General features: G+C 66.6%; 14 protein-coding genes. 12 read left to right on the forward strand and 2 right to left on the reverse strand.

All coding sequences use genetic code 11. The features are described 5' to 3' along the window. The first annotated feature begins 59 nt into the window (after nt 1-59). From Q1A36_RS09760 to Q1A36_RS09770, 3 genes are read left to right on the forward strand one after another with little or no spacing between them, the layout of a single operon-like run. Complete coding sequence (locus tag Q1A36_RS09760) at nt 60-1,277, forward strand: pyridoxal phosphate-dependent aminotransferase (protein WP_299842826.1); 1,218 nt, start codon at nt 60-62, stop codon at nt 1,275-1,277. Next, on the forward strand, nt 1,274-1,693 hold the full coding sequence (locus tag Q1A36_RS09765) for a RidA family protein (RefSeq protein WP_299842829.1): 420 nt from the start codon (nt 1,274-1,276) through the stop codon (nt 1,691-1,693). The genes Q1A36_RS09760 and Q1A36_RS09765 overlap by 4 nt, the downstream gene beginning before the upstream one ends. A gap of 37 nt (nt 1,694-1,730) precedes the next feature. Further along, nucleotides 1,731-2,459: a ribonuclease activity regulator RraA gene (locus Q1A36_RS09770; protein ID WP_299842832.1), complete on the forward strand. Its 729-nt coding sequence runs from the start codon at nt 1,731-1,733 to the stop codon at nt 2,457-2,459. Nucleotides 2,460-2,469: 10 nt separating this feature from the next. Here Q1A36_RS09770 and Q1A36_RS09775 read toward each other — a convergent pair whose 3' ends face one another. Further along, nucleotides 2,470-3,363, reverse strand: a complete 894-nt coding sequence (locus tag Q1A36_RS09775) for a LysR family transcriptional regulator (RefSeq protein ID WP_299842973.1) — start codon at nt 3,361-3,363, stop codon at nt 2,470-2,472. A gap of 115 nt (nt 3,364-3,478) precedes the next feature. Between Q1A36_RS09775 and Q1A36_RS09780 the strand changes: the two genes are divergently transcribed. The 8 genes from Q1A36_RS09780 to Q1A36_RS09815 all read left to right on the forward strand — a co-directional run bounded on the left by Q1A36_RS09780 (nt 3,479) and on the right by Q1A36_RS09815 (nt 13,495). After that, entirely contained in the window at nt 3,479-4,678 is a 1,200-nt protein-coding gene (locus tag Q1A36_RS09780; RefSeq protein WP_299842834.1) for an acyl-CoA dehydrogenase, read from the forward strand. A gap of 9 nt (nt 4,679-4,687) precedes the next feature. Continuing rightward, nucleotides 4,688-5,821 (forward strand): CaiB/BaiF CoA-transferase family protein, encoded by a 1,134-nt coding sequence (locus tag Q1A36_RS09785; protein ID WP_299842837.1) that lies wholly within the window; start codon nt 4,688-4,690, stop codon nt 5,819-5,821. Nucleotides 5,822-5,914: 93 nt separating this feature from the next. After that, the gene (locus tag Q1A36_RS09790; protein ID WP_299842840.1) at nt 5,915-7,174 is read left to right on the forward strand and encodes a phosphatidylserine decarboxylase; all 1,260 of its coding nucleotides are present in this window, start codon (nt 5,915-5,917) and stop codon (nt 7,172-7,174) included. A gap of 130 nt (nt 7,175-7,304) precedes the next feature. Then, the gene (locus Q1A36_RS09795) at nt 7,305-9,167 is read left to right on the forward strand and encodes an OmpA family protein (RefSeq protein ID WP_299842843.1); all 1,863 of its coding nucleotides are present in this window, start codon (nt 7,305-7,307) and stop codon (nt 9,165-9,167) included. Nucleotides 9,168-9,498: 331 nt separating this feature from the next. Next, nucleotides 9,499-9,864, forward strand: a complete 366-nt coding sequence (locus tag Q1A36_RS09800) for a hypothetical protein (RefSeq protein ID WP_299842846.1) — start codon at nt 9,499-9,501, stop codon at nt 9,862-9,864. A 498-nt stretch (nt 9,865-10,362) separates the two neighbouring features. After that, nucleotides 10,363-10,785, forward strand: coding sequence for a MarR family transcriptional regulator (locus Q1A36_RS09805; RefSeq protein WP_299842849.1), 423 nt, complete (start codon nt 10,363-10,365; stop codon nt 10,783-10,785). A gap of 92 nt (nt 10,786-10,877) precedes the next feature. Continuing rightward, nucleotides 10,878-12,461, forward strand: a complete 1,584-nt coding sequence (locus tag Q1A36_RS09810; RefSeq protein WP_299842852.1) for an MFS transporter — start codon at nt 10,878-10,880, stop codon at nt 12,459-12,461. Then, nucleotides 12,458-13,495 (forward strand): HlyD family secretion protein, encoded by a 1,038-nt coding sequence (locus tag Q1A36_RS09815; RefSeq protein WP_299842855.1) that lies wholly within the window; start codon nt 12,458-12,460, stop codon nt 13,493-13,495. Before Q1A36_RS09810 ends, Q1A36_RS09815 begins: the two co-directional genes overlap by 4 nt. 61 nt (nt 13,496-13,556) lie before the next feature. On the opposite strand, the gene Q1A36_RS09820 is transcribed toward Q1A36_RS09815, so the two are convergent. Further along, nucleotides 13,557-14,333, reverse strand: a complete 777-nt coding sequence (locus tag Q1A36_RS09820; protein ID WP_299842858.1) for an FCD domain-containing protein — start codon at nt 14,331-14,333, stop codon at nt 13,557-13,559. 148 nt (nt 14,334-14,481) lie between these two features. On the opposite strand from Q1A36_RS09820, the gene Q1A36_RS09825 reads away from it, so the two are divergent. Next, the gene (locus tag Q1A36_RS09825; RefSeq protein WP_299842976.1) at nt 14,482-15,924 is read left to right on the forward strand and encodes an FAD-linked oxidase C-terminal domain-containing protein; all 1,443 of its coding nucleotides are present in this window, start codon (nt 14,482-14,484) and stop codon (nt 15,922-15,924) included. Nucleotides 15,925-15,927 lie beyond the last annotated feature (3 nt).

A 15,927-nucleotide genomic window follows, 5' to 3' on the forward strand; every position in this document is an offset into this window, starting at 1 on the left:
CCGACACCGCCTAGAACAGTAGTAGTTGCCTTGTCCCCCACCAGAGAGACGACCTGACCATGAGCCTGTCCAGCAAGTTCGCCCGTTTGGCCACCGACAACGCCCCCGGGCAGGAGGGTCGGCAGTCGGCGCAGGGCATCGATGCGCTGTTGCGCGGCGAAACGCTTGCCGGTTCGCCGGTCGATTTCTCGCATGGCGATGTCGATGCGCATGAGCCGACCCCGGGCGCGTTCGACCTGTTCGCGGAGGGCGTCGCCTCGGGCGGACGGCAGGCCTACACCGAGTATCGCGGCGAGCCCGGCATCCGCGCGCAGGTGGCCGAGCGGCTGGCCGCGTTCACCGGCGCCCCGGTCGATCCCCGCGACGGGATGATCGTGACGCCCGGCACGCAGGGCGCGCTGTTTCTGGCCGTGGCCGCGACCGTCACCTGTGGCGACAAGGTCGCCATCGTCCAACCCGACTATTTCGCCAATCGCAAGCTGGTCGAGTTCTTCGAGGCCGAGATCGTCCCGGTGCAGCTGCATTACGAGACCGCGGGCGAGGATCGCGCCGGGCTGGATCTCGACGGGCTGGAAGCCGCCTTCAGTGCGGGTGCGCGGGTGTTCCTGTTCTCGAACCCGAACAACCCCGCCGGGGTGGTCTATTCGGCCGGGGAAATCGCCCGCATCGCCGCGCTGGCCGGGCGCTATGGCGCGGTGGTGATCGTCGACCAGCTCTATTCCCGACTGCTCTACGCCGGCGCGAGCTATACCCATCTGCGCGCCGGTGACATCGACCCCGCGAATGTCATCACCATCATGGGCCCGTCCAAGACCGAATCGCTCAGCGGCTATCGTCTTGGCGTGGCCTTCGGGGCGAAGGAGATCATCACGCGGATGGAGAAGCTGCAGGCGGTCGTGTCGCTGCGGGCGGCGGGATACAGCCAGGCGGTGCTGCGGTCCTGGTTCGCCGAACCGGCGGGCTGGCTCAGGGAACGCATCCGCCAGCACCAGGCGATCCGCGATGACCTGCTGTCGGTGCTGCGCGGCATCGACGGGGCCTTTGCGCGGACCCCGCAGGCCGGCAGCTACCTGTTCCCGCGCCTGCCCGCGCTGGCGGTGCCGCCCGCCGATTTCGTCAGGATCCTGCGGCTGCAGGCCGGCGTCACCGTCACCCCGGGCACCGAGTTCAGCCCCAATGCCGCTAACAGCCTGCGGCTGAATTTCAGTCAAGACCACCGTGCCGCCGTCGCCGCCGTCGAGCGGCTGGCAGGGCTGGTCGAACGGTATCGGGCATGAGCGCGCCCCCACCCGTGCCGCAGGGCGATTACCTGCCCGCGCGGCGTCACCGCGACCTGATCTTCACCTCGGGCATGACCCCGCGCGAGGCCGGCGTGCTGACCCATCACGGCCCGATCCGCGCCAGCGATCCGCTTGAGGATCATGCCGACGCCGTGCGGCTCGCCTGCCGCAATGCCCTGACCGCCGCGCGTGCGACGCTGGCCGAGGGCGAGGCGATCAGTGCCATCCTCAGCCTGACCGTCTATCTGGTGACGGAACCCGGCTTTACCGCCCATTCCCGGCTGGCCGACATCGCCTCGGCCGATCTGCGTGCCGAGCTGGGCGAGGCCGGCATCGGCAGCCGCGCGGCCGTAGGTGTGGCGACGCTGCCTGGCAATGCCGCCATCGAGATCGCGCTTGTCGCCGCCGTCTGAGCTGCGCCACCATCACCCGAGACCAGAGGAGTTCCCGATGCCCGACACCCCCGAGAATACCCCCGAAAACGAGGCCGCGCTGATCGCTGCCCTGTCCGGTGTCACCACCGCGACGCTGACCACCATCCTGCTGAAGAAGGGCCTGCGCAATGTCTGGATCCGTGGCGCGCTGCCCCTTGACCCCGGCCAGCCCCGGCTGGTCGGCCGCGCCTTTACCCTGCGCTTCGTCCCCGCGCGCGAGGATCTGGCAACCCCGGCGAGCTGGTCCTCGCCCATCTCGACCCGCGCCGCCATCGAGGCCATGCCCGAGGGCTGCATCTGCGTCGTCGATGCCATGGGCACCACCGATGCCGGCATCTTCGGGGATATCCTCTGCGCCCGGATGGCCAGGCGCGGGGTGGCGGCGCTGATCACCGATGGCGTGGTGCGCGACGTGGCAGGCGTGCGCGGCACCGGCCTGCCGGTCTGGTGCAGCGGCGTGGCCGCCCCGCCCTCGGTCGCCGGCCTGACCTTCGTGAACTGGCAGGAGCCGATCGGCTGCGGCGGGGTCGCAGTCTTTCCCGGTGACATGATCGTGGTCGATGATGACGGCGCGGTGCTGATCCCGGCGGCTCTGGTCGAGGCGGTCACAGAAGAGGCGGTCGAACAGGAGCGTCTGGAAGGCTGGATCATGAGCCAGGTCGAGGCCGGGGTGCCGCTGCCGGGCCTCTATCCGGCCAATGCCGAGAACAAGGCGAGATACGAGGCTTTCAAGGCTGGAGAATAGGCGAGCGGGGTCAGGCCCCCTCGGCCAGTTGCCGCTCCAGCCAGGTCCGAAAGGCGATCAGCGGGGCGAAATCCTTGCGCTCCTCGGGCCAGACCAGCCAATAGGCGCCGCGCATCGGCACCGCCTGCCGGTGGATCGGCAGCAGCCGGCCCTCGGCAATCTCGATCTGCGCTAGGTAGTCGGGCAAAAGCGCGATGCCGATATCCGAGATCGCCGCTTGGATCATCATCGAGAACTGATCCATCAGCATCCCCTCGCCCGTCTCGGTGGTGACGCCATGGGCGGCGAACCAGTCGGGCCAGGCATTGGGGCGCGACTCCAGATAGAGGATCGGCAGCCGTGCCAGTTTCGCCGGCTCTGACAGGTCATGCGCGGCGATGAAACGGGCCGAGGCGCAGGCCGTCACCCGCTCGTCGAACAGCTTCAACTGCCCGGTGCCGGGCCAGTCCGGTTCGCCGAAATAGATCGCCGCGTCGAACACCTCGCTGGCGAAATCGAACCGCTGCACCCGGGTCGAGAGGTTCACCGCCACGCCGGGCGATTGTTGCAGGAACTGCCCCAGACGCGGCCCCAGCCAGCGCGTGGCAAAGGTCGGCAGCGCCGCCAGCGAGATGGTGCCGCCATCGGGATTGGCGACGAGTGAGGTGCTGGCCTTCTGGATCATGTCCAGCGCGCGGGCGATGTCGCGCTGATAGGTCAGGGCGGCGGCATTGGGGATCAGCCGCTTTTTCTGCCGGGTGAACAATTCCTTGCCCAACTGCTCTTCCAGCGACAGGATCAAGCGGCTGACGGTGCTTTGCGTCAGGTCCAGTTCCGCCGCCGCCGCCGTCACGGATCGGTGCCGCACCACCGCGTCCAGCGCCAGCAGCAGACGGATCGAGGGAAGAAATCGCCGGGGCCGCATGTGCATTCCGTTTTTGCATGTTCATATGCGGAAATATCGGTGTTTTCGGCCTTTGACTACTGATATGAGATGAAACCTGAATGATATCACCATCAGACCGACCGGAGGACAGCGCATGTCGACGAAATCTCACAAGGGGATTGCCTTCAACTGGGCCGATCCCTTCCTGCTGGACGACCAGTTGACCGAAGAAGAGCGGATGATCCGCGACAGCGCCGCCGCCTTCGCCGCCGAGAGCCTCGCCCCGCGCGTGGAAAACGCCTATCTGACCGAGACCACCGATCCCGAGATCTTCCGCGAGATGGGCGCCGCCGGGATGCTGGGAGTCACCGTGGGCGAGGAATATGGCGGGGTAGGGGCCTCCTATGTCTCCTATGGCCTCGTGGCGCGCGAGATCGAGCGCATCGACAGCGGCTATCGCTCGATGGCCTCGGTGCAGTCCTCGCTGGTGATGTTCCCGATCGAAGCCTATGGCAGCGAAGCGCAGAAGCAGAAATTCCTGCCGAAACTGGCCTCGGGCGAATTCATCGGCTGCTTTGGCCTGACCGAACCCGATGCCGGCTCCGACCCGGCCGGGATGAAGACCCGCGCCAAGAAGACCGAGGGCGGCTATGTGCTGAACGGGTCGAAGATGTGGATCTCGAACGCACCGATCGCCGATGTCTTCGTGGTCTGGGCCAAGTCCGAGGCGCATGGCAACAAGGTCCGCGGCTTCGTGCTGGAAAAGGGCATGAAGGGGCTTTCGGCTCCGAAGATCGAGGGCAAGCTATCCTTGCGCGCCTCGATCACCGGCGAGATCGTGATGGAGAATGTCGAGGTCGGTGAAGACGCTCTGCTGCCCAATATCGAGGGCATGGGCGGGCCGTTCGGCTGTCTGAACCGCGCGCGCTACGGCATCAGCTGGGGCGCCATGGGTGCGGCCGAGGATTGCTTCCACCGCGCCCGGCAATACGGTCTGGACCGCCACCAGTTCAACCGCCCGCTGGCCGCGACGCAGCTGTACCAGAAGAAACTGGCCGACATGCAGACCGATATCGCGCTTGGCCTGCAGGCCAGCCTGCGCGTGGGCCGGCTGTTCGACGAGGGCAAGTTCGCGCCGGAAATGATCTCCATCGTCAAGCGCAACAACTGCGGCAAGGCGCTGGATATCGCCCGTCAGGCCCGCGACATGCATGGCGGCAACGGCATCCAGATCGGCTATCACGTCATGCGCCATGCCCAGAACCTCGAGACGGTGAACACCTACGAGGGCACGCATGACGTTCACGCGCTGATCCTCGGCCGGGCGATCACCGATCTTCAAGCCTTTTCCTGAGCCAGCACCATGACCCATGACGCCCCGCTGAAGGGCCTCAAGGTCGTCGAGCTGGCCCGCATTCTGGCCGGTCCCTGGATCGGCCAGACGCTGGCCGATCTCGGCGCCGAGGTCATCAAGATCGAAGCGCCTGAGGGTGATGACACCCGGACCTGGGGCCCGCCCTTTCTGGAACGGACCCGCCCCGATGGCAGCATCGAAAAGGTCGCGGCCTATTTCCACGCCGCCAATCGCGGCAAGACCTCGCTTACCTGCGATTTCTCGGATGCGGATGATCTGGCGCGCCTCAGGGATCTGATCGCGGAAGCCGATGTGCTGGTCGAGAATTTCAAGGTCGGCGGGTTGGCGAAATTCGGCCTCGACTATGCCAGCCTCGCGCAGCTCAATCCGCGTCTGGTCTATGCCTCTGTCACCGGCTTCGGTCAGGATGGGCCGCGCGCGAAACAGCCGGGCTATGATTTCCTGATCCAGGGCATGTGCGGGATCATGGATCTGACCGGCGAGCCGGGGGGCGAGCCGCAAAAGGTCGGCGTTGCCTGGATCGACATCTTCACCGGGCTTTACGGCGTCATCGGCATTCAGGCGGCTCTGGCCGAGCGCGAACGCTCGGGCCTTGGGCAGCAGATCGACCTGTCGCTTCTGGATTGCGGGGTGGGGGTGCTGGCCAATCAGGCGACCAACTTCCTTCTTGGGGGCAAGGTGCCGACGCGGCTGGGGAATGCCCATCCGAACATCGTGCCCTACCAGGTCTTTCCGGCCGCCGACGGGCATCTGATCATCGCCTGCGGCAATGACCGGCAATTCGCCGCGCTTTGCCGGGTGCTGGGGTTGGAGGGGCTGGCGGAAGAACCGGACTTTGCCACCAACCCGGCGCGGGTGGCGCATCGCGACGCGCTGACCCCGCGCCTCTCTGCCCGCACCGCGCTGCGCCCCAAGGCAGAGCTGATCGCCGCGCTGGAAGCTGCCGGTGTGCCGGGCGGCCCGATCAACAGCGTCGCCGAGGCGCTGGCCGAGCCGCAGCTGGTCGCGCGCGGGATGCAGATCGCACCCGAAGGGATCGCCGGGTTGCGCACGCCGATCCGCTTTTCGCGCAGCCCGATGGTCTTGGACCGCGCCGCGCCGATGCTGGGCGGGAAAGGCTAGGGGGCTTGGCATAGCAGGGCCGCAACTGTCGTCAGAGTTCCACCGGGACAGGGCGACTCGTGCTACCTTGGGGAGAGTGAAAGGAGATCTGCTATGCCGATTCCCGACTTTCCCACCCCCACCCCCGAGAGCATCCCGGAACTGAAGCCGCTGCTGGAGCACCGCGCGGATGCGGACTTCGTGGCACTGTTGCAGCTGTCGCTGGCCGAGGCCAATGCCAAGGCGATGGCCAGCCTCGATCCGCTGCTTTACGCGGCGCTGCCCTTTGCCGACATGGCCTGGCCGCTGACGCTGGACGACTACCTGACCTACCTGGCGCGATTCTCGCGTTGGATTCCGCAGCAAAGTTCCGATCCGGCCTGGCTGGCGCCGGATTCGCCCCTTGGCGAGCATCAGGAAATCTATGACCGGCTGTGCTTCTGCTATTGGCTGATCGACCAGCCCGTGGGCCCCAATGGCCTCGTCATTCAGGACATCCCCTGGTTCGCCGAGTTCCTGCGCGGCTATGCGGCGGTCTGGGGCGATTTTCTGGACAGCACCGAGTCCTTCAATGACCAGACGCTGCAAAGCTTCCTGCAGGATTCCCCGGAATACCGGGTGCAGGATTCGCTGATCGGCACTCCGCCGCGCCCGAACGAGCCGAGCGGCTGGAAGACCTTCAACCAGTTCTTCGCCCGCGAGCTGAATCCGGGGCTGCGGCCGATCGTGAACCCGGCGGATAACCGGACCATCGTCGCCCCCGCCGATTGCACCTACAAGCAGCATTACCAGATCGGCGCGAATGGCGAGATCCAGCCGCCGATCACCATCAAGGGCACCCATAGCTATGCGACGGTGCAGATGCTTCTGTCGGGCAGCCAATATGCCGATGCATTCAATGGCGGCCATTTCATCCATTTCTTCCTTGGCCCCTATTCCTATCACCGCTTCCACACCCCGGTCGCGGGGGTGGTGAAGGAATGCTATCCGCTGACCGGGCAGGTCTATCTGAAGGTGACGCTTGGCGGCGGGCAGTTTCAGGCCGCCGACAGTTCCGATGACGGATATGAATTCCTGCAGGCGCGGGGGATCATCACCATCGACAGCTCCGCCTCGGCCTTCGGCAATGTCGGCATCGTCGCGGCGATCCCGGTGGGGATGTGTCAGGTCTCGGGCGTGAACATGACGCATCTGGTGGACCAGCCCTGTCTGAAGGGCGACGAGTTCGGCTATTTCACTTTTGGCGGGTCCGACATCATCGTTCTGATGCAGGCCGGGGTCGATGTCACCTATAATCCGGCCTTCTTCCAGACCCCGCCGCCCTATTCGCATTATGGCTCGCTGGTGGCGACGGTGACGCCGCCGAAGGGCTGACCGCCCTGGCCTGATCCCGCCGGTCACATCCGGCGGGTTCACGCTCAAGAAATGGTCATCTTCGGAACCGATCCCGCTCCGACCCGTTCACTCGCCAGACAATACGCCCGAACGGCAACAAGGAGCAGACATGCGCCGGATCATTCAGAACACCACCGCCATCGCGGCTTGCCTCTCGCTTTTGGCACCGCACGCTGCCCTGGCTCAGGCCGAAGCGCCCGAGGCGGACGCACAGGTTGAAGTACAGGCCGATACCGCCGCCGAAGCGGAAGCCGCGGCAGATGCCGTGGCCGAAGCGGTCGAGGCCGTGACCGGGGCTTGCGCCGATGGCAGCGAGCCGCCTTGCGAGGTTGCCGCCGAGGAAGCCCCCGCCGCCGAGGCGGAAGCAGCGGCCGAGGTTGAGGCCGAGGCCGAGGCCGCGCCCGAGGCTGAAGCTGCCGCGGAAACCGCGCCGGTCGAAGAAGCCCCGGCTGATGCCGCCGCTCCGGAAGCTGCGCCGGCAGAGGCGGAGGCTGCCGCCGAAGCGCCCGCGGTTGAGCCGGCCCCCGAGGCCGAAGCCGCCGCCGAGGAGCCCGCCGCCGAACCCGCCGTCGAGGCCGAAGCCGAGGCCGTGACCCCCGAGGCAGAGCCTGCCCCGGCCGAGGAAGCCGCAGCCGAGGAACCCATCGAGCCGGCGCTCGAGCCGACCACCGAAGCCGAGGAAGCCCCGGCAGCGGCTGAAGCCGAAGCCACCACCGAGGCGGAAGCCGAAGCGCCGATGACCGAGGAAGCCGCCGAGGTCGACGAGCTGGAAAAGGCGCTGGCCGAAGAACAGGCCAAGACCGAAGCCACCACCGAAACCGAGGCGGAACCGACTGCCGAGGCCGAAGCCGAAACCCCGGACCCGGTCGTGACCGAGGCTGCCAAGGAAGCGGCTGCGGCAGCAGCGGCGACCAGTGCGGCCGCGCTCGACGCCGGTGAGGGCGAGGGCGAAGTGACCGAGGAACAGGTCACCGAGGAAAACACCCGCTCGTCGAGCGAGGATTTCACCACCGCGCTCAAGGACGCGCTGGCCGCCCAGGGTGGCGAGACCCAGCAGGCCGAGGCCAGCAACAACGACGATGATGACGACAACAGCGATCTGACCAAGGCCGTGCTCTTCGGTCTGGGCGGTCTCGCCGTGGGCGCCATGCTGAACAACAACCGTCAGGTTGCGCTCAGCAGCCCGGACCGCGTGGTCGTGACCCGCGCCGATGGCACCCAGCAGATCATCAAGGACGAGGTGGCGCTGCTGCGTCAGCCGGGTTCGACCGTCACCACCGAGAATTTCGATGACGGTTCCTCGCGCACCACGGTGACACGCGCCGACGGCAGCAAGGTCGTAACCATCCGCGACGCCGACCTGCGCGTGCTGCGCCGGACGCTGGTTTCGGCCGATGGTACCCAGACCCGGCTGATCGACGATACCGGCGCCCTGCCGGTGGATCTGGCGACCCTGCCTTCGCCCGCCGAGGCCAGCGCCATCGCCGCGAGCGAGATGAGCGAGGCCGATCTGCGTGCGGCGCTGATGCGCGAATCCGATGCCGGCCGCCAGTTCTCGCTGGCACAGGTCCGCGACATCCCGCAGGTCCGCTGGCTGGCCGCGCCGATCAATATCGACGCAATCACCTTTGACACCGGCTCGGCCGCGATCAATCCAGATCAAGCTCAGAAGCTGTCGGGCCTTGGCAATGTCATCCGCGAAAGCATCGCCGAGAACCCCGCCGAGGTCTTCCTGATCGAGGCCCATACCGACACCGTGGGCACCGATGCCGCCAACCTCGCGCTGTCCGACCGCCGGGCGGAATCGGTGGCGCTGGCCCTGACCGAGTATTTCGACGTGCCGCCGGAGAACATGGTGGTGCAGGGCTATGGCGAGCAGGACCTGAAGGTGAAAACCGAGGGCGACGTGCGCGAAAACCGCCGTGCTTCGGTCCGCCGCATCACCGGGCTGCTGCAGCAGGCGTCGAACTGAGGGCTTTCGCGTCCTGACACGATCTCGACACGGGCGGCATTTGCCGCCCGTGTTCTTTAGGGACGCTCGGGATCAACCGGACCCCGTAGTGTGGCAATGCGGCACCCAGGGGGGTGAGCAGGCAATATAGGGTCATGCCGCCGGATCGGAGCATGACCCGGCCCAGTCCGAGGACCTTCTGGCTGGTAAAGAGGATCATGGTCGGCGGCGCAGCGCCGAGATACCGATCGCCTGTGATGGGGACAAAGACGATTAACGAACCCGGCTGTTTACCCGTTCTCCGCCCCCTGAAAACCCGTTATGTTCGGGTCCACAATCCAAAAGGCCACCCATGTTCAGCGACCCGAACTCCCCCGTCCCTTCCGAGACCGACCCCAAAGAGCGCCGACGCGCCCAGACCCGTCAATACATGGCTCGGCTCAATGCGCGGCTGAAGGAGCTGACCCCGCTGGAACGGCTCGCCTGGAAGCAGCGGGGCGAGCTTGGCGAGGCGTTTGACCCCTACACGGCCGAAGAGCGGAAGCAGCTTCAGGGGCTTCAGCGACGGCAGCGGGATCTCGAGCGGGAAGCTGAGGCGCTGCACCGGGCGCTGGTGACGCGGCTGGCGCGGGACGGCGAGGTGAACCCGGCGCTGCGGCTTCTGGGCGCGGCTCTGGAGCTGGAATCCATGACCCGGCTGGAGATCCACCCGGTCTGACGGATATCCGCGGGACGCGCCCCATCCATTGAAATGAAAATGGGACGGAACCGAAATTCCGCCCAAAGTTGGACGCTGATTGTCGGGATCAGTGCCTGAACCATAGCACGAGTTCGAAACCGGGCGAAAGGTAAGCCCATCCCGCGCCATCATGCCCGACCACGGACGTGAATTTAGACCGCAGCGTCATTTGACACAACGGGGTGTGACATCTTGGTAGAGATCGGGTCACTATCCTGCAGAATCCTTCAGAAAGATCAGCCCAGCTTTAGTTTTCCTGTATCCGGCCGACCCCGGATCTCCTCCTCCACGATCTCATCTCCGCCTTGTTTCTAATCCCACCTTTGCTCCTACCATTGATTCCCGCCTTCCACAGAACTGGCTAGAACCGGCGGCACCTTGCCGCCCGTGTTTTTTTCATGCGCCTCCGCGTCCCCCTTGCAGCCGGTAAGTTATCATCCTAGTTAGTTAGCATGATAATCAATTAGCGTGCTTGCCATGGAAAGCTCTCCGCTGCTCAATTCGCTGTTTCGCGCCATGCGCGAGCTTCGGTTGCATTACGACCAGAGCGCCGTCGAGGTTGGCCTGACCATGTCGCGGGCGCGGGTCATCACGGCGCTGGCGCGGATGGAGGGGGCGACGCAGGCCGAGCTGGCCGCCGATCTGGGCATTGAGGCGCCGACGCTGAAACGCCAGATCGACGCGCTGGAGGAACAGGGTTTCCTCGAGCGGCGGGGCATGGAGGGCGATGCGCGCAAGCGGGCGCTGTTTCTGACCGTGAAGGGCCGTTCGGCCCGGATCAGCCTGTTCATGGACCGAATCCGTGACGAGGTGCTGGAAGGTGTCTCGCCCGAGGAACAGGTGCAACTGGCCGTGGTGCTGGAGCGCATCGCCGAGAACGCCGCGAAGCTGAACCGATGACCACCCGTCCCGACATTGTACCGGCGGCCCCGCCACAGGCCGCCCCCGAGGCCGTTTCTGTCCCTCCGGCGGAAGCGCCAGCCGCGCCGATGATGCCCCCTCCTGGCCTGCCCTTTCATCAGGCGCTGCCCTATATCCTTGCCTCGATCGTGCTGGCGCTGACTCAGGGGCTGGGGCAGGGCTTCGTCTCGGTGAACATCCCGCAGGTTGCCGGCGATCTGGGCGCGACCACCACGCAGGCCAGCTGGCTTTCCGCCGTCTACATGATCCCGCGCGCGGTGCTGCCGCTGATGCTGATCAAGATCCGCACCCAGTACGGCCTGCGCCGTTTCGCCGAGGTGGGCATCGTGGCCTTTCTCGTGATCTCCTTCATCACCATCTGGGTCACCGACCTGCGCTCGGCCATGGTGCTGCAATTCCTCTCGGGCATGGCCGCCGCGCCGCTGACCACGCTGGCCTTTCTCTATGCGCTGGAGCCTCTGGGCGCGGCGTGGAAGATCCGCCTCGGCCTGCCGATCGCGCTGACCTTCATCACCATCGGCCCGTTGCTGGCGCGGGTGGTCTCGCCCGCGCTGATCGGAGATGGCGGGCTGACCTGGGTGCATCTGACCTCGCTTGGTCTCGCGATGCTGTCGCTGGCGCTGGTCTTCCGGCTGCCGCTGCGCCCGGTGCCGCATCAGAAGGTGATCGAGCCGCTGGACTTTCTCACCCTGCTGCTTCTGGGCATCGGCTTTGGCGGCCTCATCGTCGCCTTCATCATCGGGCCGACCTACTGGTGGACGGCGCAGGACTGGATCGGCTGGCTGCTGGTCGCCTCGGTGCTGGCCCTGACCGCCGTGGCGGTGCTGGAGCTGAACCGCAAGAACCCGATCTTCGACCTGCGCTGGCTGGTCACGCCCGAGATCCTGCACCTGACCATCACCCTGTTCCTGTTCCGCCTGATCCTGTCCGAGCAAAGCGCCGGCGCGCCGCGGATGTTCCAGCTTCTGGGCGTGGCGCCTTCGCAGATGGTCGCGCTGTTCACCGTCATCTGCATCGCCTGCCTGATGGGCGGCCTGGCCTGCATCGCCTGGATCCGGCCCGACCGGGTGGCGAAGTTCCACCTGGTCGCGCTTCTGCTGATCGCCGCCGGGGCGTGGATGGACGCGCAGGCCACGGTCGACACCCGGCCCGAGCAGATGATCATTTCTCAGGCGCTGATCGGTTTCGCCAGCCTGCTGTTCCTGACCCCGGCGACGCTGGCCGGGCTTGGCGCCGCGCTGGCCAAGGGACCGCAATACATGCTGTCCTTCGTCATCGTTTTCCTGTCCACCCAGTCCATCGGCGGGGTGATCGGATCGGGCGGCTTCACCACGCTGATCAACTGGCGCGAGGCCTTCCACCTGCAGGTTCTGACCGAAGAGCTGCAGGCGACCAGTGCCGCGACCATGGCCGAGATCGCCGCGCGCATGGCCGCCCTTGCCCCGCAGATCGCCGACCCGGCGCTGCGCCGGGCGCAGGCGGTGTCGAGCATCGCGCAGGAGACCGCCAGCCAGGCCTATGTGATGGCCTATAACGACCTATATTTCCTGACCTTCCTGCTGGCCAGCGGGGCGGCGGCGGCACTGCTGCTGCACCTTCTGCGCAACTGGCTGTCTGCCCGGCTGGCCCCTGTTGAAACCGAGACCGCATCATGACCCTGACCAAGATCCTGCCCACCGCCATCGCCACGCTGATCGGCATCGCCGGCGTTCTGCTGCTGCTCTTCGCCTGGCACCTGCCGCCCTTCAGACCGGCCCAGCCCACCACCGAGAACGCCTATATCCGGGGCAAGGTCACGGCGCTGGCGCCGCAGCTGTCGGGCTATCTTGCCGCCGTCGAGGTGGCGGATTTCCAGACCGTCGCCAAGGGCGACGTGATCGCCCGCATCGATGACCGGATCTATCGCCAGAAACTGGCGCAGGCCGAGGCCGGGCTGGAAACCGCCCGCGCAGCTTCTGCCGTGGCCGAGCAGAACATCCAGTCGGCCGAAGCTGTCTGGCGCGCCGACGAGGCCGCGCTGACCGCCGCCCAAACCGCGCTGAGCACCGCGACATCGGACGACCAGCGGACCCAGGCGCTGAAGGCGCGCGGGGTCGCCAGCCAGGCCGCCGGCGAGCAGACCGTGCTGGCGCTGCAAAAGGCGCAATCCGGCGTCAGCCAGGCGCAGGCGACGCTGGATGTGCAGCAGGAGAACATCAACAGCGCCAAGACCCAGGTTTCTTCGGCCAAGGCCAGCATCGCCAGCGCCGAGGCGGCGGTGCAGCTGGCGCGGATCGATCTGGAGAACACCGTGATCCGCGCCCCGGCCGATGGCCGTCTGGGTCAGGTCTCGGCCCGGGTCGGACAATATGTGACACCGGGCACGGCGCTGGTCAGCCATGTCGGCAGCGATGTCTGGGTGATCGCCAATTTCAAGGAGACCGGGCTGAACGGCATGAAGCGTGACCTGCCGGTCAGTTTTACCGTCGACGCACTGGGGGGGCGCGCGTTCACCGGCCATGTCGCCTCCTTCTCGCCGGCCACAGCCTCGGAATTCAGCCTTTTGGCAGGGACCAATGCCACGGGCAATTTCACCAAGATCGCCCAACGCCTGCCGGTCCGAATCGCCATCGATCCGGGTCAGGAGATGGCCGAGCTGCTGGCCCCGGGCCTGTCGGTGATCGTCCATGTGGAGACTAGGGCGAACTGACCTTGCATGCGCCGAAGCCGGGTCGGTGCGATGAGGATAGTCGGTTCCATAATTCGCATTATCACTTGTTCGTTGCCTGTAATCCGCCGCCGCCAAGCCGCCGCATCGACAGGTCCAGCCGCGCATCGGCGGCACTCAGTTCCTGCCGCGCGGCGCGCAGATAGGCCAGATGCTCCAGCGCCGCCGCGCTCGCCGCCGCCGCATCCCCGGCCAGAACCGCCTCGCCGATCCGGCAATGCTGGGCATAGAGCACATCCCGCATCGCCGGGATGGCGAACAGCCGCGCCCGGTTCTGCAGCACATCGGCGCGCACCACCCCTGACAGCGCCTGCATGATCTGCAAGAGCGTCAGGTTGTGGCTCGCCTCGTAGATCATCAGGTGCAGCTCGGCATCGGCCTCGCCCTCAGCGGTCGGGTCCTCGGCCTCATGCGCCCGCGCCATCCGCTCCATCAGATCCCGCAGCCGTTCGCGCTCGACCGGCGTGGCACGTTCCGCCGCCAGCCCGGCCGCCGCCCCCTCGATGATGCCGCGAAATTCCAGGTAATCGTCGGCCCCCTCGCTGTGCCGCGCCAGCAGCGCGATCAGCGGATCGGTGATCGCCTCGGCCCCCAGCGCCGCGACCTGCGCCCCGCGCCCGCCCGAAACCAGCAGCCCCCGCGCCTCGAGGATCTTCAGCCCGTCCCTCAGCGTCGAGCGCGACACCTCCAGCCGCTCGGCCAGCTCGCGCTCGGGCAGCAGCCGGGCATCGGGCTTCAGCGTGCCTTCAAGGATCAACGCCTCGATATGCTGGGCCACGGCCTCGGCCGCGCGCTCGGATTTTACCGCAGATTGGGTCATCGCATGGCTCCGCCTGTGCTATGCAGAGACTAGCCTATCCCCGTTCGGGGTCAAGGTTTGGTTCATCAGAAATACCGTTTGACAGATATGGTCTAAAAATAATACCAACACGCCAGCCAGCGGAAAGCGAGAGGAACCCATGTCCGGCATCGCCATGCCCCAGCCCGACCCGCGCATCCTTGACCGCGCCCCCCAGATCGTCGCCGCGCTCCGCGCGGTGCTGCCCGGCGATGCGGTGATTTCCGACCTGCAGGAAACCCGCGCCTATGAATGCGACGCCTTCACCGCCTATCGCTGCCCGCCCCTGGCCGTGGTCCTGCCGCGCACGACCGCCGAGGTCGCCGCCGCGATGCAGGTCTGCGCGCGGATGAACGTGCCGGTGGTGCCGCGCGGCGCCGGCACCTCGCTGGCGGGTGGCGCGCTGCCGACCGCCGATTGCGTCGTCATCGGCACCATGCGGTTGAACGATTTCCTCGAGATCGACACCCAGAACCGCTTCATCCGGGTGCAGTCCGGCGTCACCAACCTGTCGGTCAGCGCCGAGTTGGAGCCGCATGGCTTCTTCTATGCCCCCGACCCCTCCTCGCAGCTGGCCTGCACCATCGCCGGCAATATCGCGATGAACTCGGGCGGCGCGCATTGCCTGAAATACGGCGTCACCACCAACAATCTGCTGGGCGCGACCGTGGTGCTGACCACCGGCGAGGTCATCGAACTGGGCGGCCCGGAACTTGCCCCCGAAGGTCTCGACCTTCTGGGTCTCCTCTGCGGTTCGGAAGGCCAGCTGGGTATCGTCACCGAGGCAGTTCTAAAAATCCTGCCACGGCCCGAGGGCGCGCGGCCGGTGCTGATCGGCTTCGACAATGCCGAGGTGGCGGGCGAATGCGTGGCCAATATCATCCGCTCGGGCGTGCTGCCCGTGGCGATCGAATACATGGACGAACCCTGCCTGCGCGCGGTCGAGGATTTCGCCCATGCCGGCTATCCAGATTGTGCCGCCGTTCTGGTGGTCGAGGTCGAGGGCTCGCCGGGCGAGATCGATCATCAGCTGGGCGAGATCCGCAAGATTGCCGATGCGCTGAACCCGGTCGAGTTCCGCGAAAGCCGCAGCGCCGACGAGGCGGCGGCGATCTGGAAGGGCCGCAAATCGGCCTTCGGCGCCATGGGCCGTCTGGGGGATTACATCTGCCTCGATGGCACGGTGCCGGTCGGGCAATTGCCCTTCACCCTGCGACGCATCGGCGAACTGTCGCGCCAGCACGGGCTGGAGGTCGCCAATGTCTTTCATGCCGGCGACGGCAATATGCACCCGCTGATCCTCTTCAACGCCAACACCCCCGGCGATCTGGCCCGGGCCGAGGCGCTTGGGACCGATATCCTGCGGCTCTGCGTCGAGGTCGGCGGCTGCCTGACCGGCGAGCATGGCGTGGGCATCGAAAAGCGCGACCTGATGGGCGACCAATACGCGCCCGAGGATCTGGCGATCCAGATGGAGGTCAAGGACGTGTTCGATCCCGGCTGGCTGCTGAACCCCGCCAAGGTCTGGCCGCTCGAGGCCAGCGCCCCCTATCGCGCGAGGGCGGCGGAATGAGCG

This window comes from uncultured Paracoccus sp., assembly GCF_947487305.1.
Taxonomy (GTDB): domain Bacteria; phylum Pseudomonadota; class Alphaproteobacteria; order Rhodobacterales; family Rhodobacteraceae; genus Paracoccus.